This window comes from Isoptericola sp. NPDC056605 (genome assembly GCF_042792795.1).
Classification (GTDB): Bacteria; Actinomycetota; Actinomycetes; order Actinomycetales; family Cellulomonadaceae; genus Isoptericola.
Genome location: NZ_JBHTVT010000023.1, coordinates 45,400 through 67,759 on the forward strand (window position 1 = coordinate 45,400; position 22,360 = coordinate 67,759).

At 75.0% G+C, this 22,360-nt stretch carries 14 protein-coding genes; 5 read left to right on the forward strand and 9 right to left on the reverse strand.

What is annotated here, in order from left to right:
* Positions 1-79 precede the first annotated feature (79 nt).
* The 4 genes from abc-f to ACFQ8Y_RS19145 all read right to left on the reverse strand — a co-directional run bounded on the left by abc-f (position 80) and on the right by ACFQ8Y_RS19145 (position 7,568).
* Positions 80-1,744 carry a ribosomal protection-like ABC-F family protein gene (gene abc-f, locus ACFQ8Y_RS19130; protein ID WP_430586445.1) on the reverse strand — a complete coding sequence of 555 codons (1,665 nt, stop codon included), beginning with the start codon at positions 1,742-1,744 and terminating at the stop codon, positions 80-82.
* Between the two features lie 186 nt (positions 1,745-1,930).
* Positions 1,931-4,336 carry a hypothetical protein gene (locus ACFQ8Y_RS19135; RefSeq protein WP_430586446.1) on the reverse strand — a complete coding sequence of 802 codons (2,406 nt, stop codon included), beginning with the start codon at positions 4,334-4,336 and terminating at the stop codon, positions 1,931-1,933.
* Positions 4,333-6,417, reverse strand: a complete 2,085-nt coding sequence (locus ACFQ8Y_RS19140) for a beta-galactosidase (RefSeq protein WP_430586447.1) — start codon at positions 6,415-6,417, stop codon at positions 4,333-4,335. The genes ACFQ8Y_RS19135 and ACFQ8Y_RS19140 overlap by 4 nt, the downstream gene beginning before the upstream one ends.
* 131 nt (positions 6,418-6,548) lie before the next feature.
* Positions 6,549-7,568 (reverse strand): LacI family DNA-binding transcriptional regulator, encoded by a 1,020-nt coding sequence (locus ACFQ8Y_RS19145; protein ID WP_430586448.1) that lies wholly within the window; start codon positions 7,566-7,568, stop codon positions 6,549-6,551.
* Between the two features lie 111 nt (positions 7,569-7,679).
* Between ACFQ8Y_RS19145 and ACFQ8Y_RS19150 the strand changes: the two genes are divergently transcribed.
* The 5 genes from ACFQ8Y_RS19150 to ACFQ8Y_RS19170 all read left to right on the forward strand — a co-directional run bounded on the left by ACFQ8Y_RS19150 (position 7,680) and on the right by ACFQ8Y_RS19170 (position 14,029).
* Positions 7,680-8,054: an L-rhamnose mutarotase gene (locus tag ACFQ8Y_RS19150; protein WP_429736157.1), complete on the forward strand. Its 375-nt coding sequence runs from the start codon at positions 7,680-7,682 to the stop codon at positions 8,052-8,054.
* A 236-nt stretch (positions 8,055-8,290) separates the two neighbouring features.
* Complete coding sequence (gene rhaI / locus ACFQ8Y_RS19155; RefSeq protein ID WP_430550715.1) at positions 8,291-9,472, forward strand: L-rhamnose isomerase; 1,182 nt, start codon at positions 8,291-8,293, stop codon at positions 9,470-9,472.
* A 2-nt stretch (positions 9,473-9,474) separates the two neighbouring features.
* Positions 9,475-10,437, forward strand: a complete 963-nt coding sequence (locus ACFQ8Y_RS19160; protein ID WP_430586449.1) for an alpha/beta hydrolase fold domain-containing protein — start codon at positions 9,475-9,477, stop codon at positions 10,435-10,437.
* A 65-nt stretch (positions 10,438-10,502) separates the two neighbouring features.
* Positions 10,503-12,569, forward strand: a complete 2,067-nt coding sequence (locus tag ACFQ8Y_RS19165) for a bifunctional aldolase/short-chain dehydrogenase (protein WP_430586450.1) — start codon at positions 10,503-10,505, stop codon at positions 12,567-12,569.
* Positions 12,566-14,029, forward strand: a complete 1,464-nt coding sequence (locus ACFQ8Y_RS19170) for a rhamnulokinase family protein (protein ID WP_430586451.1) — start codon at positions 12,566-12,568, stop codon at positions 14,027-14,029. The genes ACFQ8Y_RS19165 and ACFQ8Y_RS19170 overlap by 4 nt, the downstream gene beginning before the upstream one ends.
* Here the strand turns inward: ACFQ8Y_RS19170 and ACFQ8Y_RS19175 are convergent.
* The 5 genes from ACFQ8Y_RS19175 to ACFQ8Y_RS19195 all read right to left on the reverse strand — a co-directional run bounded on the left by ACFQ8Y_RS19175 (position 14,014) and on the right by ACFQ8Y_RS19195 (position 22,342).
* Entirely contained in the window at positions 14,014-14,559 is a 546-nt protein-coding gene (locus tag ACFQ8Y_RS19175; protein ID WP_430565042.1) for an ATP-binding protein, read from the reverse strand. The two genes, ACFQ8Y_RS19170 and ACFQ8Y_RS19175, sit on opposite strands and share 16 nt — an antisense overlap.
* A 206-nt stretch (positions 14,560-14,765) precedes the next feature.
* On the reverse strand, positions 14,766-16,808 hold the full coding sequence (locus ACFQ8Y_RS19180) for a pectinesterase family protein (RefSeq protein WP_430586452.1): 2,043 nt from the start codon (positions 16,806-16,808) through the stop codon (positions 14,766-14,768).
* Between the two features lie 20 nt (positions 16,809-16,828).
* Entirely contained in the window at positions 16,829-18,304 is a 1,476-nt protein-coding gene (locus ACFQ8Y_RS19185; RefSeq protein WP_430586453.1) for a pectinesterase family protein, read from the reverse strand.
* Between the two features lie 544 nt (positions 18,305-18,848).
* Complete coding sequence (locus ACFQ8Y_RS19190; RefSeq protein WP_430586454.1) at positions 18,849-20,813, reverse strand: DUF6807 family protein; 1,965 nt, start codon at positions 20,811-20,813, stop codon at positions 18,849-18,851.
* Positions 20,813-22,342, reverse strand: coding sequence for a family 43 glycosylhydrolase (locus ACFQ8Y_RS19195; RefSeq protein WP_430586455.1), 1,530 nt, complete (start codon positions 22,340-22,342; stop codon positions 20,813-20,815). Before ACFQ8Y_RS19195 ends, ACFQ8Y_RS19190 begins: the two co-directional genes overlap by 1 nt.
* Between the last annotated feature and the right edge of the window lie 18 nt (positions 22,343-22,360).

Here is a 22,360-nt window from a genome sequence, read left to right on the forward strand (position 1 = left end):
CCCACCCCCACCATCACCGCCACTCCCGGCCGAGGTAGTTCGTGACACCGTGTCACGAACTACCTCGGCAGGATCTGAACTACCTCGGCGGGGTGGCGGACGTGTCCGCGACGATCGCGCCGCGGTCGAGCACGATCCGCCGGCCGCGGAAGCGCTCGCGCATCGTCCGGTCGTGGGAGACGAGCACGAGGGTGCCGTCGAAGTCCGCGAAGGCCCGCTCCAGCTCCTCGACGAGCGCGGGGGAGAGGTGGTTGGTCGGCTCGTCCACGAGCAGCACGTCCGTCGTGGTGGTGACCACCCGGGCGAGCTCGAGCCGCGAGCGCTGCCCCTGGGACAGCTCCCGCACCGGACGGGGCAGGTCGTCGGGGCGGAACAGGCCCGACGCGAGCAGCGCCTCCGCGTGCTCCTCCAGGTCGCCGGGGCGCCCGGCGGCGAACACGTGCAGCACCGTGCGGCCGTCGTCCGAGGCGGACGCGACCGTCTGCCGCAGGTGCCCGACGACGCCCACGGCGCGCGCCACCCCGGCGTCCGGCACGACCTCTCCCGAGACCACCCCCAGCAGGGTGCTCTTGCCCGCGCCGTTCGGGCCGGTCACGAGCACGTGCTCGCCTGCCGCCACCGTGAGGCGGGGGACCGAGAGCCGGCCGCGCACCTCGACGCCGACGAGCTCGACCGCCGAGGCGTCGTCGTGGCCCGCGTCCGGGGACGCGGTGGCGACGTCCGTCCGGAACTCGGCGCGGTCGGCGGGCCGCTCGGCGGGATCGTCGGACAGCCGCCGCAGCCGCTCCTTGGCGTTGCGGACGCGGCCGGTGGCACCGTGGGTGCGCGCCCGGGACCGGAACGCGCCGGAGCCGAACGACGCCATGGGGAGCTTGCGCGGGATCTGCTCCATCGCCTCGACGTTGGCGTCGAGAAGGTGCCGCTGACGCGCGACGTCGGCATGCCACCGCTCGTACGCGAGCCGGAGCTGATCGCGCTCGGCCTCCTTCGCCGCGAGGTAGCCCGCCCACCCGGCGCCGTAGCGGCGGGCGCGCCCGGCGTCGACCTCGACGAGCGTCGTCGTGAGGTCGGCCAGGAACGCGCGGTCGTGGGTGACGGCGACGACGGTGCCGTCGTGCGACCGCAGCCGGTCCGTGAGCCAGTCGAGGGCGTCGTCGTCGAGGTCGTTGGTCGGTTCGTCGAGCAGGAGCAGCTCCGGGTCGGCCGCGAGCGTGGCCGCCAGCGCGAGACGGGAACGCTCGCCGCCGGACAGGGTGCCCAGCAGCCGGCCACGGTCCAGCGCGGGCAGCCCGAGGCGGTGCAGCGCGACGTCGACGCGGCGGTCCGCACCCCGCCCGTCGCGGGCGTCGAAGCGGGCGGTCAGCTCCGCGTAGCGGCGCAGCGCGTCGTCCAGCGCGGCGCCGTCGAGCGACCCGAGCCGGTCCTCGAGCGCGGCGACCGCCGCCGCGAGCGCGCGCACGTCCGCCAGCACGTGGTCGATCGCCTGGCCCACGGTGCTCGCGGGCGGCAGGTCGAGGGTCTGCGGCAGGTGGCCGAGGCCGCCCGGGGCGCGCACGACGCGCGTGCCGTTCTGCGGCTCCAGCACGCCCGCGACGACGGCGAGCAGCGTGCTCTTGCCGGAGCCGTTGTCGCCGACGACGCCGACGCGCTCGCCCGGCGAGACGGTCAGGGACAGGCGGTCGAGCACCACGCGGTCGGCGTAGCGCAGGGTGATGTCGGTGAGGGTGAGCTGTGACGGGTCCACGGGCGGGACTCCTTCCGTCGCCGGCGTCGGCGACCGTGGAGGACGGCGGGCGTGCGAACGCCGACGCGGAGCAGTGTCGTCCGACCTGCTCGACGCGTCGGCGTCGGTGTGCTCACAGAGTTCCCATCGCGCTGCACCCTACGCACTGCCGCCCCACGCCGCCAGAGAATTGTCGCGAGCGGGAGGTCACCAGGTCAGCGTGACCGGTCCGATGAGGCCCGACGGGCGCCGGTCTCCCTCGTAGTAGTTCGCGGCGCTGTTGCTCACCAGCACGTCGAGGGTGCGGGTGCCCGGGGCGAGGACGCCGAGGTCCACGACGTACGGCGCGGACATCGCGTGCCCGACGACGCCGCCGTCCACGCGCACGGTGGCGGCCTCGCCCACGACGCCGAGGTCCAGCCGCGCGGCGCCCGCGCCGTCCGGCACGTCCACCTCGGCCGTGTAGCGCACGGACCCGGAGAGCCGGCGCAGGGCGGGAACCCGGGTCCAGTCGCCGAGCTCCACGTGCGCGGGCACGACGGCGGACGGGTCGTCCGCGACCGTGTCCGGGTCGCCGAGCACGCGCTCGACCGTGCCTCGCCAGCCGGTGACCTCGACGCGGCGTCCCGACGCCGCACCGGCCGGAGGGACCGGGTGCCCGGCCGAGGGGACGAGGGCCAGCGTGCGGCGGCGTTCCAGCTCGAGCAGCACGCGGCCGTGGTCGTCGCGCTCCACGAGGTGCCGGGTGTCGGCGAACGGGTCCCACCAGCACGCGTCGTCGGGGACCGACGGCAGGCCGAGCCAGGTGCGGACCGCCTCCTCGCCCTCGTGGAAGACGACGTACCCCGCCGGCCGGTCGTCCGAGGGTCCGCCGAGGACGACGGCGCGCAGGTCCGGGGCCGCGGGCTCCGCGTCCACGACGGGGGCGCCGGCCGCGCGCAGCCGCTCCTTGAGGGCGGGGACGTCCGGGACGCCGTCGTCGGCGTCGAGCAGGACGGCGTACCCGGCGTGCGCGCCCTCGTCGCGGTCGACGTACCCGAAGTCGACCTGCGCCTCCAGCAGCGCGCGCACGACCGGGCCGGACGGCGCGGTGTCGGGGCGGCTCAGCAGGCCGACCGGCCACACCGGGGGTGCGGCGTCGAGCAGCTCCGCGATGCGCCGCACGTACCCGACGAACGGCGGCAGGTGCGGCCACCACGAGTTCCACCGACCCAGGTCGGGCTCGCTCTCGAACGCGCGCCCGCCGCGCACGGAGGAGAAGAACGCGTGCAGCACGGGCGTCGTCACGCCGCGCGACAGGTACCAGTCCAGCAGCCAGCGCGCCTCGTCGAGGCTCAGCCGCCAGCCGTACGCGCCGAGCACCTCCGTCACCGCCGGCACCCCGCCGCGGGCCCGTGCGGCGCTCGCGGCCACCTTCGGCGCCGTGCTCTCCGGGCCCTCGAGGGCGGTGCCGTCCCCACCCGATGCGCGCGGCAGCACCCAGCGCCACACGGTGTCCTGCCCGGGCCAGTGCAGGCGCGCGGCGGTGGCCAGGTCGTCCGGCTCGGCCGGGTGCCCCGTCAGCGCGAGGCCGTGCGCGGCGCACCATGCCGCCTGAGCGTCGTAGTAGACGCGGTGCAGCCGCGCCCGCACGGCGTCGTCCCAGTCGCGCACGAACCCGGTGGCGTCCGGGTCCGTGCCGCCCGGGCGGGTGCCGTCGCCGTCCCACAGCTCCGGCAGCCGGCGCAGCACCTCGGCCACCTCGACGCCCGAGCCGTCGTCGAGCCTCGCCGCCACCTCCGCCTCCAGCCCGGGCGTGTACGGGCGGGCGAGCCGCCGGTGGCCGCGGCCCAGCAGGAACGGCTCGTCGGTGAACATCGCGACCACCGTCGTGCCCAGGTGCTCCCCGAGCGCGGCGGCGTAGGCGTCGTGCGTCAGCTCCAGGAACGCCGCGACGGCGTCCGGGCTCAGCAGGTCCGCCGCCGGGGGAGCGAGCGCGGAGCCGTCGTCCTGCTCCGCGTGCGCCCCGCGGATCGTGCCGCCGCTGGCGGCGTCGAACACCGCCGTGACCCGCCACGAGCCCGGCGGCAGGTCCAGGCGCACCAGCCCCGGCGCGCGCACCGGGAGCAGCACGGCGTCGTCGCCGACGACGCCGCCCGCGTCGTCCACGTGCCGCGCGACGACGGCGAGCAGCCGCACGTCGAGGTCGCGGCCCAGCGCGGGACGCCAGTACCCGGCGTCCGCTGGCTCGCCCCCGGGCGAGCCGACCGGCACCTCGACGTCACGGGTCACCGGCACCACGCACCGCGCGGCGAACGCCGGGTCGCGCGCCACGACGGCGCCGTTCGCCGAGCCGGACGGGTATGACGCCTCGTCGTACAGCATCACCGCGAGCCCCAGCCGCGCGCACTCGTCGACCGCGACGCGCACCAGCCGCAGGAACTCGTCCGTCAGGTACCCCACCCGCCGGCTCAGCCCCACGCGCGCGCTGAGGGTGACACCGACGAACCCCGCGCCCGCGATCTCCCGGAGCTGCGCGAGCACCGCGTCGTCGTCCAGGTCGTCGTTCCAGAACACGAACGCGTACGGCCCCACCGGCCCGTCCCCAGGCCGTCGCGGGTGCAGGACCGTCATCGGCCGAGCCGCACCACGCGCACCGCGCCCGCGGGCACGGCGAGGCTGCCCTCGACCGTGTCGCCGCTCAGCAGCTCCGTGCCCGTCACCGGGGCGCCCGGGGTGCCGAGCGTGGCGTCCGCGTCCGTGTGGTTGATCGCGAAGAGCCACGACGTCGCGTCGTCGGTCGTGCCGTCGTCGGCCCACCGGCGCACGACCTCCACGCCCGCCGGCGCGACGACGTCCGGACCCACGCCGGCCTCTGCCACGAGCCGCTCGGCGAGCGCACCCAGGCCCGCGTCGTCGAGCCGCGTCGCGACGTACCACGCCCGCCCGGCCCCGACCTCGCGGCGGGTGACCGCCGCCCGCCCGGCGAGGGCGCCGTCGTCGTAGGACGCGACCACCTCCGTGCCGTCGGCGACGTGCGTCTTCTCGGTCCACAGGTCGGCCGTGGCCTCGCCGCCCACCGCCTTGCCGACCACGCGGACCGAGTCGGGCTCCTGCAGCGGGTGGAACTCCTCGGTGCGCACGCCGAGCAGGTCGCGGAACGCGCCCGGGTAGCCGCCGAGGCGCACGTGGTCGTGCTCGTCGACGATGCCGGAGAAGTAGGTGACCACGACGGTCGCCCCGCGCGCGGCGGCCGCGGCGACGTTCGCGGCGTCGGCGTCCGTGACGACGTACGTGGTGGGCAGCACGACCAGGTCGTAGCCGTCGAGGTCGGCGCCCGGCGGCACGAGGTCGGTCGTGACGCCGAGCCGCCACAGCGCCCGGTACCAGGCCTGCACCTGGTCCATGTAGCGCAGGTCCTGCGTGGGGTGCGAGTCGAGCTCCGACCCCCACCACGACGGGTAGTCCACGACGACGGCCGCGCGCGACCGCACCCGCGAGCCGCGCACCTCGCCCAGGGCGCGCAGCGCGCGGCCCAGCGTCACGACGTCGCGCCACACGTCGGAGTCCCGGCCGGCGTGGGGCACCATCGCCGAGTGGTACTTCTCGGCGCCGGCACGCGACTGGCGCCACTGGAAGAACATCACCGCGTCCGCGCCGCGGGCCACGTGCTGCAGGGAGTTGCGCAGCATCTCGCCCGGCGTCTTGGGCGTGTTGCGCGGCTGCCAGTTCACGGCCGACGTGGAGTGCTCCATGAGGATCCACGGCGCGCCGCCCGCGACGCCGCGCGTGAGGTCGGCGGAGAACGCGAGGTCCACGTGCCGCTCGGGGTCCGCGGGGTACGTGTAGTGGTCGTTCGCGACGACGTCGAGCTCCGGCCCCCACCGGAAGTAGTCCATGCCCCGGCAGTGCGCCGTCGCCATGAGGTTGGTCGTGACGGGCACGTCCGGCGTGATCTCGCGCAGGGTGTCCCGCAGGTCGAGGTAGTAGTCGAGCAGCGCGTCGGAGGAGAACCGGTGGAAGTCGAGCTGCTGCGTCGGGTTGGCGAACGTCGGCGCGACCAGCGGCGGCAGCACGTCGTCGAACGACCCGTAGCGCTGCGACCAGAAGGCCGTGCCCCACGCCTCGTTGAGGGCGTCGACCGTGCCGTAGCGCGCGCTCAGCCAGTCCCGGAACGCCGCCGCGGCGGAGTCGGAGTAGTCGCGCGACACGTGGCAGCCGATCTCGTTGTCCACGTGCCAGAGGGCGAGCGCCGGGTGGTCGCGGTAGCGCTCGGCGATGCGGGTCGTCATGCGCAGCGCGTAGTCGCGGTGCACGGGGTGGGTGACGGCGTAGGCCTGGCGGCCGCCCTGCTGCAGCACGGTGCCGTCGGCCAGCCGGGGCAGGATTTCCGGGTGCTGGCGGGTGAGCCACGGCGGCGGCGACGCGGTGGCGGTGGCGAGCGCGACCCGGATGCCAGCGGAGTGCAGCCGGTCCATCGTCTCGTCGAGCCAGGCCCAGTCCAGCTCGCCCTCGCGCGGCTCGATCGTGGCCCAGGAGAAGATCGCCACGCTGAGGATGGTGACGCCCGCCTCGCGCATGAGCTCGAGGTCCTCGAGGCGCACGTCCTGCGGCCACTGCTCGGGGTTGTAGTCACCGCCGAAACCGAGGCCGTCGAGGTCGGCGTTCCAGGGGCGGGGGTTCGGGGTGGACTCCGGTGTCGTGCGTCGTCGCATGGCCCGAGTCTGTCATGTATCGATTCAACGGGGAAGCGCTTGCCGGTCGGTGTCCGGATGTCGAGCAGGCGGTCGCGCACGCAGACCGCGCCGTATCCCGTGCACGACCGCCTGTCCGGCGGGAGGGCAGGTCAGCCGACGCCGGTCGTGGACTCGCGGACGACGAGCTCGGGCTGGAACGTCACCTGCTCGACCGTGTCGTCCGGGTCCAGCAGCAGGTCCGCCGCGCGGTGGCCGAGCTGGTGGGTCGGCTGGCGCACCGAGGTGAGCGGCGTGGCCAGCTCCCCGGCGAACGTGACGTCGTCGTACCCCACCACCGCCATGCCGGACGGCACGGGGACGTCGGCGGCGCGCAGCGTGCGCAGGGCGCCGAGGGCGGTGAGGTCGTTGACGCACATCGTGGCCGTCGGGCGCTCCGCGAGTGCGAGCACCTGCTCGGTGCCGGCCTGGCCGCCGTCGGCGTTGAGGGTGGAGATCGTGATCTCGACCAGTGCCTCGGCGGGGTCGAGGCCGAGCTCCACGAGCGCGTCGTGCAGGCCGGCGCTGCGGTCGGCGCACTGGCGGATGGTGTGCGGGCCGTTGAGGAAGGCGATCCGCTCGTGCCCGAGGTCGACGAGGTGGCGCGCGGCGGCGGCGGCGCCCGCGCGGTCGTCGACGGCCACCGACGACAGCGTGTCGACCGGCGACGGGCGGTCGAGCAGCACCACGCGCAGCCCCCGGGCGCGCAGGGTCTCCAGGTGCTCGAGATCCTGCGTGGCCGGCACGACCATGACGCCCTGCACGCCGTGCTCCTCGAAGAGGCGCAGGTACCGGGCCTCGCGTTCCGGCTTCTCGTCCGAGCTGGCGAGCATGAGGGTGTAGTCCGCCTCCTCGAGGCGGTCCTCGATGCCGCGCGCCACGTCGGTGAAGAAGGGGTTGGACACGTCGAGCACGATGGCGCCCGCGGTCGTGATGGTGCCGGCGCGGAGCTGGCGGGCGGAGCCGTTGGGCACGAACGCGAGGTCGTCGATGGCGGCGAGCACCCGCTCGCGGGTGGCCGGCGAGACGCGGTCCGGGCGGTTGAGCACGTTCGAGACCGTGCCGACCGACACCTTGGCCTGGCGCGCGACGTCGCTGATGGACGCGCGGCGGCGGGGGGCGGTCGTCGTCATGGGCTGCTCCTCGGATCGGGACGCGTCGTCGCGCCTGGGCTCCAGCGTAGAGGTACCTGGGCGCCGGGCCGGTGGGTGCCCGGCGTCGTCTCCTCTTGCTAGGTTCATGGTATGAACCGTTTCATCGATGACGGCGCAACGACGCACGTCTGTTTCGTGTCCCGCGTACGGCGCGACCGGCTCGAGGAGTACAAGGCCGCCCACGCCGCCGTCTGGCCCGAGATGCTCGAGGCCCTCGCCGAGACCGGATGGCACGACTACCGCCTGTTCCTCGGGGCCGACGGGCTGCTCGTCGGCGTCCTGCGCACCGACGACTACGAGCGCGCGCAGCGGGACATGGCCGCCCGCGAGGTGAACGAGCGCTGGCAGGCCGCCATGAAGGACTTCTTCGAGCCCGCCGAGGGGCGCCCCGACGAGGGGTTCGTCCAGCTGGAGGAGGTGTTCCACCTCGAGTCGCAGCTCGACGCCGCCCGCCGCGCCGACTGACGGTCCGCGACCTGTCAGGTCCTCCGCGGGGTATGGCGCTCGCTGGTCCTGACAGCTCCCCGGCGCCCCGAGTTGTCAGGCCGTGCGCGGGAGATACCGCGCGCTGGGCCTGATAAGTCACCGGACGGACGGTTGACGCCGCCCCGTCACGCCCCTAGGCTATGAAACGATTCAAAGCGCGGTCGCCCCGCCGGCCGCACCAGCACCGCGCGAGGGAGCGCGGACGAGGAGGAGACATGACGGCGACGACGCCCGTGCTCGACGCACGGCTGCGCAAGGCCCTCGGCGAGCAGACCATCGAGCTGCCCTCGTGGGCGTTCGGCAACTCGGGTACCCGGTTCAAGGTCTTCGGCACGCCCGGGACCCCCCGCGACCCGTACGAGAAGATCGCGGACGCCGCCCAGGTGCACCGCTACACGGGCATCGCGCCGCGCGTGTCGCTGCACGTCCCGTGGGACCTGGTCGACGACTTCTCCGACCTGGCCCGGCACGCCAAGGAGCACGGCGTGACCATCGGGATGATCAACTCGAACCTGTTCCAGGACGACGACTACAAGCTCGGCTCCCTGACGCACTCCGACCCGGCGGTGCGCGCCAAGGCGATCGCCCACCACGTGCAGTGCATCGACGTCATGCGCGCCACGGGGTCCAAGGAGCTGAAGGTCTGGCTGCCCGACGGCACCAACTACCCCGGCCAGGACTCGATCCGCGCCCGCCAGGACCGGCTCGCCGAGTCGCTCGCCGAGATCTACGCCGAGCTCGACGACGACCACCGCATGGTGCTCGAGTACAAGTTCTTCGAGCCGGCGTTCTACCACACGGACGTGCCGGACTGGGGCACGTCCCTGCTGCACTGCCTCGCGCTCGGCGAGAAGGCGAACGTCGTGCTCGACACGGGCCACCACGCGCCCGGCACCAACATCGAGTTCATCGTGGCGCAGCTGCTGCGCCAGGGCCGGCTCGGGGCGTTCGACTTCAACTCGCGCTTCTACGCCGACGACGACCTCATGGCCGGCGCCGCGGACCCGTTCCAGCTCTTCCGGATCATGCACGAGATCGTGCAGGCGGACGCGCTGCGCCCGGAGTCGGGGGTGAACTTCATGCTCGACCAGTGCCACAACATCGAGGAGAAGATCCCCGGCCAGATCCGCTCCGTGATGAACGTGCAGGAGGCCACGGCCAAGGCGCTGCTCGTCGACGCCGAGGCCCTCGACGCCGCGCAGCGCTCCGGCGACGTGCTCGGCGCCAACGGCACGCTCATGGACGCCTACAACACCGACGTGCGCGGCCTCCTCGCCGACCTGCGCGCCGAGCAGGGCCTCGACCCCGAGCCCATGAAGGCGTTCGCGGCGTCCGGCTACCTGGGGCAGATCGCGGCCGAGCGCGTCGGCGGCCAGCAGGCCGGCTGGGGCGCCTGAGCATGACGACGACGGCGGCGGGCATCACGGCGGACGCTCCGCCGGACCAGGACGCCGCGGTCGACGACCGCGTGCTCGCAGGGCCGCACGGCGACCTGCGCGTGCGGGTCTACCGGCCGGCGGGCACGCCCGTCGCGGGCCTGGTGTGGGCGCACGGCGGCGCGTTCGCGCACGGCGACCTCGACATGCCTGAGGCCGACGGCGTCGCGCGCGCCCTCGCCGCGGCGGGGGTCGCCGTCGTGAGCGTGGAGTACCGCCTGGTGTCGGCGATCGACTACCGCGACGCGGGCGCGACGCCCGGCACGGACGGCGTCCGGTTCCCGGTGCCGTCCGAGGAGGTCGCGTCCGTGTTCACGTGGGCCGCGGGGGGCGGGGCGTCCGACCTCGGCGTCCCCGCCGGGCGGTGGTCGCTGGGCGGCGCGAGCGCCGGCGGCGACCTCGCCGCGGGGGCGTCCCTGCGGCTGCGCGACGGCGCGGTCCCGCTCAGCACCCTCGGCGGCGTGGTCGGGCCCGACGGCGTGGTCCCGACGCCGCGCAGCGTCGTGCTCGCCTACCCGGTGACGCACCAGGTCCTGCCCGCGCCCAGCGCCGAGCTGGCCGCCAAGATCGCGGCGCTGCCGCCGGAGAAGAACTTCCCGCCCGCCGCCGTGCACGCGATGAACGGCAACTACCTGGGTCACGACGGCCCGGCGACGTCGCCGTACGCCTTCCCGGGCGGCCAGGACCTGCGCGGCCTGCCGCCCACGCTGATCGTCAACTCCGACCTCGACGCCCTGCGCTCGGGCGGCGAGGCCTACGCCGCGGAGCTCGCGGCCGCCGGGGTGGACGTCTTCGTGAGCCGCGAGGACGGCACGACCCACGGCCACCTCAACCGGCCCGCCGAGCCCGGCTTCGCAGGCAGCCTCGCGCGGATCGCCGCCTGGCTCACCACGGACGCCCTCGTCGGCACCGCGCACGAGCGCTGACCCCCGTACCCCTCACCGCACCCACCCCCCGTCCGTCGGCCGACGGACCGACCACCGGAGCACCGATGACGAAGCAGACCGTCAACCCGACCGTGGAGGCCCTCGTCGCGCGGTCGAACCGCCTGGGCGCCGACCCGCGCAACACGAACTACGCCGGCGGCAACACGTCCGCCAAGGGGATCGAGAAGGACCCGGTCACCGGGCAGGACGTCGAGCTGCTGTGGGTCAAGGGCTCCGGCGGCGACCTCGGCACCCTCACCGCGAAGGGCCTCGCCGTCCTGCGGCTCGACCGCCTGCGCGCCCTCACCGAGGTGTACCCGGGCGTGGAGCGCGAGGACGAGATGGTCGCCGCGTTCGACTACTGCCTGCACGGCAAGGGCGGCGCCGCCCCCAGCATCGACACGGCCATGCACGGCCTGGTCGACGCCGCGCACGTGGACCACCTGCACCCGGACGCGGGCATCGCGATCGCGACCGCGGCCGACGGCCCCGAGCTGACGCAGAAGATCTTCGGGGGCAAGGTCGTGTGGGTGCCGTGGCGCCGTCCCGGCTTCCAGCTCGGCCTCGACATCGCCGAGATCAAGGCGGCGCACCCCGACGCGATCGGCACGGTGCTCGGCGGGCACGGCATCACGGCCTGGGGGGACACGGCCGAGGAGTCCGAGGCGAACTCGCTGTGGATCATCGAGACCGCGGCGGCGTACATCGCGGAGCACGGCGCGCCGGAGCCCTTCGGCCCGGCGCTCGACGGCTACGGCGCCCTGCCCGACGACGCGCGGCGCGCCAAGGCCGCCGCGCTCGCCCCGCACCTGCGCGCCGTCGCGTCGCACGACAGGCCGCAGGTGGGACACTTCACCGACGCGGACGTCGTGCTCGACTTCCTGGCGAGCACCGAGCACGCGCGCCTGGCGGAGCTGGGCACGAGCTGCCCCGACCACTTCCTGCGCACCAAGGTGAAGCCGCTGGTCGTGGACCTGCCGGCCACCGCCACGGTCGAGGAGATCGTGGAGCGCCTGCCCGAGCTGCACGAGGCGTACCGCGCCGACTACACCGCGTACTACGAGCGCGGCGCCGCCGAGGCCCGCGCCCGCGGCGAGGAGCCGCCCGCGATGCGCGGCGCGGACCCGGCGATCGTGCTGGTGCCCGGCGTCGGCATGTTCTCCTACGGCGCCGACAAGCAGACCGCGCGCGTCGCGGGGGAGTTCTACGTCAACGCCGTCAACGTCATGCGCGGCGCGGAGGCCCTCTCGACCTACGCCCCGATCGACGAGTCGGAGAAGTTCCGCATCGAGTACTGGGCGCTCGAGGAGGCGAAGCTCCAGCGCAAGCCGAAGCCCAAGCCGCTCGCGACGCGCATCGCGTTCGTCACCGGCGCCGCGTCGGGCATCGGCAAGGCCATCGCGACCCGCCTCGCCGCGGAGGGCGCGTGCGTCGTCGTCGCCGACCTGGACCTCGCCAAGGCGCAGGCCGCGGCCGCCGAGCTCGGCTCGACCGACGTCGCGATCGGCCTGGCGGCGAACGTCGCCGACGAGGCCGCGGTCCAGGCCGCGCTGGCCGAGGCAGTCCTCGCCTTCGGCGGCGTGGACATCGTCGTGAACAACGCCGGCCTGTCGCTGAGCAAGTCGCTGTTCGACACCACCGAGGCGGACTGGGACCTGCAGCACGACGTCATGGCAAAGGGCTCGTTCCTCGTGGCCAAGAACGCCGCGCGCATCCTCGTGGACCAGAAGCTCGGCGGTGACATCGTCTACATCTCGTCGAAGAACTCCGTGTTCGCGGGCCCGAACAACATCGCCTACTCGGCCACCAAGGCCGACCAGGCGCACCAGGTGCGGCTGCTGGCCGCCGAGCTCGGCGAGCACGGCATCAAGGTCAACGGCATCAACCCGGACGGCGTCGTGCGCGGCTCGGGGATCTTCGCCTCCGGCTGGGGCGCCAACCGTGCCAAGACGTACGGCATCGACGAGCAGGACCTGGGCAAGTTCTACGCCCAGCGCACGCTGCTCAAGCGCGAGGTGCTGCCCGAGCACGTCGCGAACGCCGTCTACGCGCTGTGCACGTCCGACTTCTCGCACACGACCGGCCTGCACGTGCCCGTCGACGCCGGCGTGGCGCAGGCGTTCCTGCGATGACGGCGACACCCGCGGCACCGGCGGGGCCCGGGTCGACGGCGGCGGGCACGCTCGCCGCCGTCGACCTGGGCGCCACCAGCGGGCGCGTCATCCTGGGCCGCTTCGGCGGGCGGGAGGGGCTGCGGCTGCAGCACGTGGCGCGGTTCCCCAACGACCCGGTCCGCACGCCCGACGGCCTGCACTGGAACCTGCTGGAGCTGTACCGCCAGGTCCTCGACGGCCTGGCCGCGGCCGAGCGCGAGGCGCCCGGCGAGATCCTCGGCGTCGGGATCGACTCGTGGGCCGTGGACTACGGGCTGCTGCGCGGCGGGCGCCTGCTCGGCGTGCCGTACCACTACCGCGACGCGCGGACGGCGGCCGGCGTGGAGCGCGTGCACGCCCGCGTCGACGCCGCGGCGCTGTACGCGCGCAACGGGCTCCAGCACCTCCCGTTCAACACCGTGTTCCAGCTCGCCACGGAGGGGCCGCTGCTCGACCTGGCCGACCGGCTGCTGCTGGTGCCCGACCTGCTCGCGCACTGGCTCACCGGGGCCGAGGTCGCGGAGCGCACCAACGCCTCCACGACCGGGCTGCTCGACGCGCGCACGGGGGAGTGGGACACGGGCCTCGCCGAGCTGGTCGGGATCCCGGCCGGGATCCTGCCGCCCCTGGTCGCCCCGGGGGCGTCGCTGGGCGTGCTCTCGCCCGACGTCGCGCAGCTGGTGGGCCGGGCGCTCGAGGTGACGGCCGTGGGCTCGCACGACACGGCCTCCGCCGTCGTCGCCGTCCCCTCCACCGACCGGGACGTCGCGTACGTCTCGTGCGGCACCTGGGGCCTGGTCGGCCTCGAGCTCGACGCGCCGGTGCTGACCGAGGACGCCCGGCTCGCCGGCTTCACCAACGAGGGCGGCGTCGACGGCCGCACGCGGTTCCTGCACAACGTCATGGGGCTGTGGCTGCTCAGCGAGTCGATCCGCACCTGGGAACGGGAGTCCACGGCGGCGCAGCGCTCCAGCACCCTGCAGGAGCTGCTCGCCGAGGCGGCGCACGTCACCGTCCCCGTCGCGGTGTTCGACGTCGACGACCCGCGCTTCCTGCCGCCGGGCGACGTCCCGGGGCGCATCGCCGACTGGTGCCGCGAGCACGGCCAGCCCGTGCCGGCGACGCGGGGGGAGTACGTGCGCAGCATCGTCGAGAGCCTGGCGCAGGCGTTCGCGGACGCCGTCACGACGGCGGCGAAGCTCGCCGGGCGCACCGTGTCGACCATCCACGTGGTGGGCGGCGGCGCGCAGAACACCCTGCTGTGCCAGGCGACGGCGGACCGCGCCGGGCTGCCCGTGGTGGCCGGGCCCGTCGAGGCCACCGCCATCGGCAACCTGCTGGTGCAGGCCCGCGCCCGCGGTCTGGTGGACGGCGGCCTGGAGGACCTGCGTGCGCTCGTCGCCGCGGCGTTCACGCCCGAGCGCTACGCCCCGCGGTAGGCCCCGACGGACGACGTGCCCGCCGCCGCGCCGTGGGCTGCCAGGTGCTGCGGCACCGGGCCCCGCGGGGCGGCGACGGGCACGTCCGCGGTCGTGAACCGCGCCCACACGTGCTTCTCGCCATGGTCCGTGCGGTACCAGCCGACCTCGTCGGCGATCGTCTTCGCGAGGCGCAGGCCGTGGCCGCCCTCGCCCGGCTCGCGGTCGTGCGGGACGACGGGCGGCGCGTCCGGGCTGCGGTCCACGACGTCCACCACGGCGACGTCGCCGTCGCACAGCAGCCGTGCGACCACCGGTGGTCTGGCGTGCTCGAGCGCGTTCGCCACCAGCTCGCTCGCGACCAGCACCATGCGCTGACGCCCGGACAGCCCGCCGACGTCGGGCGCGGGCCCCCGCTGCGCCGCCCGGCAGTCGCACGGGAGGCGCGACTCGAGCGCGGAGCGCACGTCCGCGAGGTCGTCGACGGTGCGCACGGTCCACGTCCCGACGACGTCGAGCCGCCCGACGGGGACGGCCTCGACCGGCGTCACCGGCGCACGTCCGGAACCATGCAGCCTCCTGTGGCCACGGGGGATGGGGGCCTTCCGAAGACCGCGGGTGGCGGCCTGGACCGTCGTCGACCCTACTGCCCCGAGGCCGCCCCCGCGCGCGCTGTGACGAACGTCGTGGGTGAGCGCGACCCACGGCGCGGGACGACCTCGCCCGCGCGCCGCGGACCGCGCTCACCGGGGGTGGATCAGCGCCAGGGCGTCCACCCGTCGTCGCCGGAGAGGTACGCCTCGCGGGTGTGCGCGGCGGCCTCGTCGGCCGTCAGCTGCGGACGGCCGTCGACGACGGCGCCGGCGGGCGCGGCGCCGGGACCGGCGTTGCGGTACTCCCGCATGAAGTCGTCGCGCCACGACCAGCCGCTCATGTCCGACCAGGCGGGCGTCCCGACGTGCGCGCCCAGCCAGGAGTCGCGCACGACGACGGACGGGTCGACGAGCGGGTTGCTGCTCGGGTGCCACGGGCGGCCGAGGAAGACGGTGCCCGCCGCGGCGTCCGACGTGAACCGGGTGCCGGTGAACAGGAAGCCCTTGCCGCCGGGCACGGTCGCCGGAGCCGCCACGTACCCGTTGTTCGTCGCGGACCCGCGGTCGAGCGAGCGGATCTCCGAGTCCTCGACGACGAGGGTGCCGCCGCCGTAGACGAAGTCGACGTCGCCCTCGATGTACGAGTCCGTGACGTACGTGCGCGCCGCCGCGGCGCCGGAGCCCGGGTCGGCCAGGTACGTGTCCTGGTTGCCGAGCAGCCGGACGCCGTCGAGCACGGTGCGGTCGCCCGACGTCCGCAGCGCGAGCGCCTGGCTGCCGCCGTTCGCGGCCTCGTCGTAGGCGTTCTCGACGGTGAGGTCGCGCAGCGTGACGGCGTCGGCCAGCACGGACAGCACCGGCGAGCCCGTGTGCCCGAACGTGCCGCCGTAGAACTTGGCCTGGCCGGCGGCGAGGTCGTAGGTGAGCACCACGTCCTCCGGGTCGCCGGTGGCGCCGCGGATGGTGGTCCCGTCGGCGCCGGGCCAGACCCGCACCACCTCGCGGTAGACGCCCGGCTCGACGACGACGTCCACCGGGTGCGGCGACCGCGACGCCGCGCCCACCGCGGCGCCGATCGACGCGTAGTCGCCGGTGCCGTCGAGCGCCACGGTGACCGTGCGGCGGACCTTCTCCTGCGCGCCGAGGGTGCCCGCGCCGCGCGTGACGACGCGGGTGACGTCGGCGACGTCGTCGGGCGAGTACGGGTACCGGGCGGCCGGGTCGAACGTCGGACCGGTGTCGTCCTTGCGACCGCGGATCGTCGTGAACCGGTTGTCGCGCGAGTCGACCTTCGACGCCGGGTCCTTGGCGACGATCGCGTCCTCGCCGTTCGAGTACACGCTCGACTCGACGACGAGCTGCGACGCACCGCGCGACATGGTGCCGTACTGCGCCTGCCCGTCGAACCAGTTGTTGTACAGGTGGCCGGCGGCCACGTTGTCGATGCTCGCGTTGCGCTGGTAGGTGTTCGAGAACCGGTTGTGGTGCATCGTGATCTCGGTGACCACGTTGTCGGTCCAGCCCACGCCCACCGTCTTGTTGTGGTCGTGCAGGTAGTTCCACGACAGCGTGACCGCCGTGGAGTCCTTGCGGACGTCGATCAGGCCGTCGCCCAGGCGCGTGAGCTCGTTGTGGTCGATCCACACGTGGCTGGAGGTGTCGACGCGGATGCCGTCGTTGTCGTTGTCCGCGCTCTTGCCGTCCCAGTCGCCCGGCACGTAGGAGTCGCGGAAGCGCAGGTTGCGCACGATGACGTTCTCCACGTGGTCGAGCCGCAGCCCGACGCCGACCAGCTCCGCGCCCGACGCGAACCCGACGATCGTCTTGTCGCTCGCCACGTCGATCATCGAGCCGAACTCGGCCGGCTCGATCGTGCCCTTGACGTAGATCGTCAGGGGTTCGTCGGACGCCGCCGCCTCGGCGAGCGCGGCCGCGTCGCGCACGGTGACGGCGTCGCCGCCCGCGCCGCCCGTGGTGCCGTGCGGCAGAACGTCGGTGGGCGTGGAGGCGAAGCCGGTCGCCACGGGCGACCAGACAGGGCCGTCCGCCGTCGTCGTGCCGGGGGCGCCGATGCGGTCGAGGACGGCGGCGCCGGCCGCGGCCGGGTCGACGTCGGCGGGTGCCGCGTGCGCGGCGGGGGCGAGCAGGGTCAGGGCCAGCACGGGGGCGCCGAGCAGCGCGGCGGTGCGGGTCGTCGTGAGTCTCATGGTTCCTCCTCTGGTGTCGGTCACGGGTGGCGCGGGTCGTCGGTCGAGAGACCGCCGCCGACCAGCGGGACGTCGTCGAGCACGGTGCCGTCGCCGGCGTCCCGCAGGGCGAGGGTCTCCCTCGGCCCGTTCACCTCGGCGTCGTAGGCGTTCTCGAGCGTGAGGTCGCGCAGGGTCACGCCGTCGGCGAGGACGGTCGCGGTGGCCCAGTCGCTCGCGGGCTTGTCGTACGTCACGACGACGTCGGCGGGGTCGCCCGTCGCGCCGCGGATCGTGAGCCCCTCGGCGCCCGGCCAGACGGTGAGCACCTCGCGGTACGTGCCCGGCTCGACGACGATCTCGACCGGTCGGGGCGACCGCGACGCCGCGCCGACGGCCGCCTGGACCGACAGGTAGTCGCCGGTGCCGTCCTGCGCCACCGTGACCCGCCGGCCGAGCCGGTCGTCGCGCGTGGACCGGGTGCCGGCGTACCGGCTCAGCAGCGGCACGACGTCCTCGGCGTCGTCGGCCGTGTAGGCGTAGTGGTCGGACGCCTCGAACGTGGGCCCGGTCTCGGCCGGCTCCTCGCCCCAGTTCCCGCGGAACAGGTTGCCGCGCTGGTGCAGGCGGGCCGCGTCGCCGCTGAGGATGAGCGGGTTGCGGGCGTTCTCGTAGACGCTCGACTCGACCAGCAGCGTGGAGCCGCCGCGCGACGTGGTGCCGTACGAGCTCGCCCCGGACAGCCAGTTGTTGTACAGGTGGCCGAGCGCCACGTTGTCGATGCTGCCGTTGCGCTGGTGCACGTTCGAGAACCGGTTGTGGTGCAGGGTCAGCGTGGTCACAACGTTGTCCGTCCACCCGATGCCGAGCGTCTTGTTGTGGTCGTGGAAGAAGTTCCACGACGCCGTCACCGCGGTGGAGTCCTTGCGGATGTCGAGCTGGCCGTCGCCGAGCCGCGCGAACTCGTTGTGGTCCACCCACACGTGGTCCGACGTGTCGATGCGGATGCCGTCGTTGTCGTTGTCCGCGCTCTTGCCGTCCCAGTCGGCCGCGACGTAGGAGTCGCGGAACGTCAGGTTGCGGATGATGACGTTCTCGACCTCGAGCAGCCGCAGCCCGCCGCCGACGAGCTCGCCGCCCGACGCCGCGCCGACGATCGTCTTGTCGCTCGCGACGTCGATCATCGAGCCGAACGGCTCCACCTCGAGGGTGCCCTGCACGAGGATCGTCAGCGGTTCGTCGGCCGCCGCGTACGCCGCGAGGCCCGCGGCGTCGCGCGCGGTGACGGTCCGCCCGCCCGCGCCGCCGGTGGTGCCGTCCGGGAGCTCGTCCGTCGGGACGGACGCGAAGCCCGTCGCGGTGGGGGACCAGACGGGGCCGTCCGCGGACGTCACGGGTGGGGCGCCGATGCGGTGCAGCAGCGCTCGGCCGGCGGCCTCGGGGTCCGTGCCGGACGACGCGTGCGCCACCGGGGCGAGCAGCGTCAGGCCGAGGACCGGGGCGGCGAGTGCCGCCACGGCCCGGCGGGCTCGCGGCCACGGGCGGTGGGAGCGGGGGGTGGGGGTGCGGTGCGGGGTGGGTCGATGGTCCGCGCTGAAGGGCATCGTCGCGCCTCTCGTGAGACTCGGGCCGGGTGGCCCTCGGGTCGGGACGAGCGGGGGCGGCGGCCGGGGGCCCGTCATCGACGGCGGGGTACCCGGGGGTGCCTGCGGTGCGGATCGTGCTGGTCGTGCTGCTCGTGGTGCGGCCGACGTCGGTGTCGGTCTTCCCGTGCCCGTCGCGCTCTGCGACCGGAAACGCCTCAGAAACCGGTTTCTCACAAACCTATCCGAGCAGGGCGCCCGCGTCAATAGTTCAGCGGCCGGAACCAATCAGAGGTCGTGCCGGTCCGGCGTCGACCCGCGTGGCCAGGGGCTCGACGAAGAGCGGGGCGAGGGTTTCTCCGCGGCGACGTATCCCTCCCGAAGTGGAGGGCGCCCTGGCGCCCGTGAACGCGTCGCCGCGGAGAAACACTCGCCCCGCTCGCCCCGACCGAGGTGTCGGCCGGATACGACGACCGGCTCAGGCAGTGACGGCCCCCACGCGCCCGACCGCGAGGGCCGCGACGTCGCCTGCCCCGGTGATGTCGAGGCGTCGGTCGACGACGGCCGCCACGACGTCGACCTCGAGCGACGACCCCGCAGGCACCGTGCGCACCGCGTCCCAGGCGAGCGCCGGACCCAGCCCCACGTAGTCGCCCACGCGGGCGAACCACGGGTCGGGCCCCCCGGACGCCTGGGCCAGCACGAGGGTGGTCCAGGCCGGCCCGGTGCGCCGCACGACGGCCACCCACGGGCTGCGCGAGCCGTGCACGTCGCCGCCGCGGTCGGGGCTCAGCGCGAACGCCTCGTCGCCCGACGGGAGGCGCCAGAACCAGCCGCCGTACCCGGCGCCGGGCCGGCCGTTGGTCGCCGGGCTGCCGATCTCGACGTCGGCGTCGCCCGCGCGCAGGCTGCCGTGCCAGCCGAGCGCCCACGCGTCGACCTCCGGCAGCACGACGGCGGTGAGGCGCCGCTCCTCCGTCAGCTGCACGCCGCCGCGCTCGTCCAGCCAGCGCAGCCGCTGGGTCAGGGTGGCGCCGTCGTCGGTCACCTCCGTGCGCCCGGCCTCCTGGCGGCCATGGTTCGCGAGCAGCGTCGGCCCCTGGTCGCGCACGTAGGTGCGCCCGCCCCAGTGGCTGGTGCCGTCCACGTCGGCCACCGCCATCGAGACGCCGTAGTGGTGGCGGTGGTCCAGCGGGCTCTTCGTCGTCATCGCCACGCCCTGCGCCGAGTGCACCGGGTGCAGGAAGGGCCGTGGGCTGTGCACGCCGGGCATCCCGTCACCGCGCGAGTACCGGCCCAGGGGCCGGTCGTCGCCGACGCCGAGCACCCAGTCGTCGTCGACGGGCCGCCACCGGGCCCGGACCGAGTCGTCACGGGCGTGCGCGCGCCCCGCGAGGTCCGCCGACGTCACGCCGAGCCGGCGCGCGGGCGGCACGGGCCCCGTGCTGCCCCGCACCACCAGCCCCGGTGTCACGTGCACGGCGATGCCCTCGGCACCGAGCCGCGTGCGCTCGGTGCCGAGCACGCGGGCGTGCAGCAGCTCCCAGGCACGGCGGCCGAGATCGGCCTGCGGCACCGCGGCCGTGGTCAGCGACGGCGTCGCGTAGCGGGCGAGCTCGATGTCGTCGAAGCCGCCGATCGAGATGTCCCCCGGCACCGCCACGCCGGCCTCGTTGAGGCGCGCGAGGAGGCCGAACGCGACCAGGTCGTTGAACGCGACGACGCCCGTCGCGCCGGTCGCCAGCACGGCGTCCGCCGCGCGGTACCCGGCGTCCACGGTGGGGCCGCACGGCACGGTCGTGACGCGCAGACCCGGGTGCCGCTCGCGCGCGTCGTCGAGGGCGCGGGCCCGCAGCCCGTTCGACGCGCTCGATCGGGGGCCGGCGACGTACGCGAGCTCGCGGTGCCCGAGCGCGACCAGGTGGTCCACCATGCTCCGCACGCCCGCCGCGTAGTCGACGCGCACGCTCGGCACGGTGAGGCCGGGCACGTGCCGGTTGACCACGACCACCGGCTCGAGCCGCGGCAGGAGCTCCAGCAGCGCGTCCTCGGACGTGCGCGGGGCGGCGAGCACCAGCGCGTCGCACCGCTGTCGCGCCTCGAGCGCCACCTCGGCCTCGTCGGCGGTGTTCTCGGCCGTGTCGGCCACCAGGACGCGGTAGTCGTGCGGCGCGGCCGCCGCCATCGTGCCGCGCAGGATCTGCTGGAACATCGGGTTCGCCAGGTCGGGCACGACCAGCGCGACGGAGTTGGTGCGGCCCAGCGACAGGCTGCGCGCCACCCGGCTGGGCTGGTAGCGCAGGTCCTTCGCGGCGACGCGCACGCGCTCGGCGATGTCCCGCGCGACGCTGGCCCGGCCGTTCATCACCCGCGAGACCGTGGCCCGCGACACCCCGGCCGCGGCCGCCACCTCGTCGATGGTGGGGCCGCCCGAGCGGGCCATCAGGCGTCCTTCCCGGCCACGGTGACGTGCACCGGGCCGAAGGTGCCGCCGTCGCCCGGCCGCAGGTCGGCCCCGAGCGGGGCGCTCGCGAACAGGCCGACCTCGGCGCCGATCCAGTGGCCGACGACCGACTGCCACGGCGGCGCGGGCTCGTGCCACTCCGCGTCGTCGTGCCCCGGCAGGGCGTCGTCCCGCCAGGCCCAGGTGACGCGGCCCTCGGCGTCGACGGCGGTGCGCAGCACGACGCCCGTCGCGCCCGTGGGCACGGGCTCCTGCGCGAGGACCTCCTCGTCGCCGTAGGTGCCGCCGCGCCGCACGGTCACCTCGATCCCGCCCGGCGTGCGCACCAGTCCCGCCCAGGCGTACTCGCGGCCCAGGACGACGACGCCGGCCCGGGTGCCGGGGGCGTCGCCCGCGAGGCCGACGCGGGTCTCCCACGTGCTCGGCTGCCCCGGCAGCTGCTGGCTCAGGACGGCGCCCTGGTCGCGCAGGTTGCCCCGGGGCGTGGGCTGGGCGGGCAGGCGCAGCGTGCCGCCGCCGTCGGCCACGGCCCAGCCCTCGACGGGGTTCGCCTGCCAGTGCCAGCGGGGCGCGAGGCCCGGCGACGCGAAGTCGTCGCTGCGCACCGGCTCGCCCGGCTCGGCGCCCGGCACGGGCGTCGGGTGCGTGAGCACCGGGGAGCCCGCGTCGCCCAGCACCGGCCAGCCGTCGTCGTCCCACCGCATCGGCTGCAGGTGCACCACGCGGCCGAAGACGTCGCGGTCCTGGAAGTGCAGGAACCAGTCGTCGCCGTCCGGGGTGTCCACCCACGCGCCCTGGTGCGGGCCGTTGACCGGGGTGTCGCCCTGGGCCAGCACCACGCGGTGCTCGTACGGGCCCCACACCGACCGCGCGCGGAAGGCGACCTGGTAGCCGGTCGCGACGCCGCCGGCCGGCGCGAAGATCCAGTACCAGCCGTCGCGGTGGTACAGCTTGGGGCCCTCCAGCGTGCGGAAGCCCGGCAGCTCGTCGCCGTCGACCACGGTGCGCGCGGGCCCGACGGCACGGCGCAGCCCGGGGTCCACCTCGACCACCGTCAGGCGGTTCTTCACCCCGGCGCGGCTCTTGGCCCAGCCGTGCACGAGGTAGGCGCGGCCGTCGTCGTCCCACAGGGGGCACGGGTCGATGAGGCCCTGGCCCGGGAGCAGGCACCACGGCGCGGACCACGGGCCGCGCGGGTCGGCCGCGGTGAGGACGAAGATCCCGTGGTCCGGGTCCGGGTACACGATCCAGAACAGGCCGTCGTGGTGACGCAGGCTGGGCGCCCACACCCCGGAGCCGTGCCGGGGGAGCGCGTAGTGACCGGCGGGCGGCAGGGCGGGCAGCGCGTTCGCCACGTGCCGCCAGGACACGAGGTCGCGCGAGTGCAGCACGGGCAGCCCGGGGGCACGGTTGAAGCTGGACGCGATCAGCCAGTAGTCGTCCCCGACGCGCACCGCGTCGGGGTCCGGCCAGTCCGCGTCGAGGACCGGGTTGCTGTAGTGGGTCATGGTCGCCTTCCGTCACGT

Bases quoted from the DNA above. Each gene is read 5' to 3' on its own strand.
- ACFQ8Y_RS19135 (WP_430586446.1), bottom strand. From the start codon at position 4,336: ATGACGGTCCTGCACCCGCGACGGCCTGGGGACGGGCCGGTGGGGCCG.
- ACFQ8Y_RS19140 (WP_430586447.1), bottom strand. From the start codon at position 6,417: ATGCGACGACGCACGACACCGGAGTCCACCCCGAACCCCCGCCCCTGG.
- ACFQ8Y_RS19145 (WP_430586448.1), bottom strand. From the start codon at position 7,568: ATGACGACGACCGCCCCCCGCCGCCGCGCGTCCATCAGCGACGTCGCG.
- ACFQ8Y_RS19150 (WP_429736157.1), top strand. From the start codon at position 7,680: ATGAACCGTTTCATCGATGACGGCGCAACGACGCACGTCTGTTTCGTG.
- rhaI (WP_430550715.1), top strand. From the start codon at position 8,291: ATGACGGCGACGACGCCCGTGCTCGACGCACGGCTGCGCAAGGCCCTC.
- ACFQ8Y_RS19160 (WP_430586449.1), top strand. From the start codon at position 9,475: ATGACGACGACGGCGGCGGGCATCACGGCGGACGCTCCGCCGGACCAG.
- ACFQ8Y_RS19165 (WP_430586450.1), top strand. From the start codon at position 10,503: ATGACGAAGCAGACCGTCAACCCGACCGTGGAGGCCCTCGTCGCGCGG.
- ACFQ8Y_RS19170 (WP_430586451.1), top strand. From the start codon at position 12,566: ATGACGGCGACACCCGCGGCACCGGCGGGGCCCGGGTCGACGGCGGCG.
- ACFQ8Y_RS19180 (WP_430586452.1), bottom strand. From the start codon at position 16,808: ATGAGACTCACGACGACCCGCACCGCCGCGCTGCTCGGCGCCCCCGTG.
- ACFQ8Y_RS19190 (WP_430586454.1), bottom strand. From the start codon at position 20,813: ATGGCCCGCTCGGGCGGCCCCACCATCGACGAGGTGGCGGCCGCGGCC.
- ACFQ8Y_RS19195 (WP_430586455.1), bottom strand. From the start codon at position 22,342: ATGACCCACTACAGCAACCCGGTCCTCGACGCGGACTGGCCGGACCCC.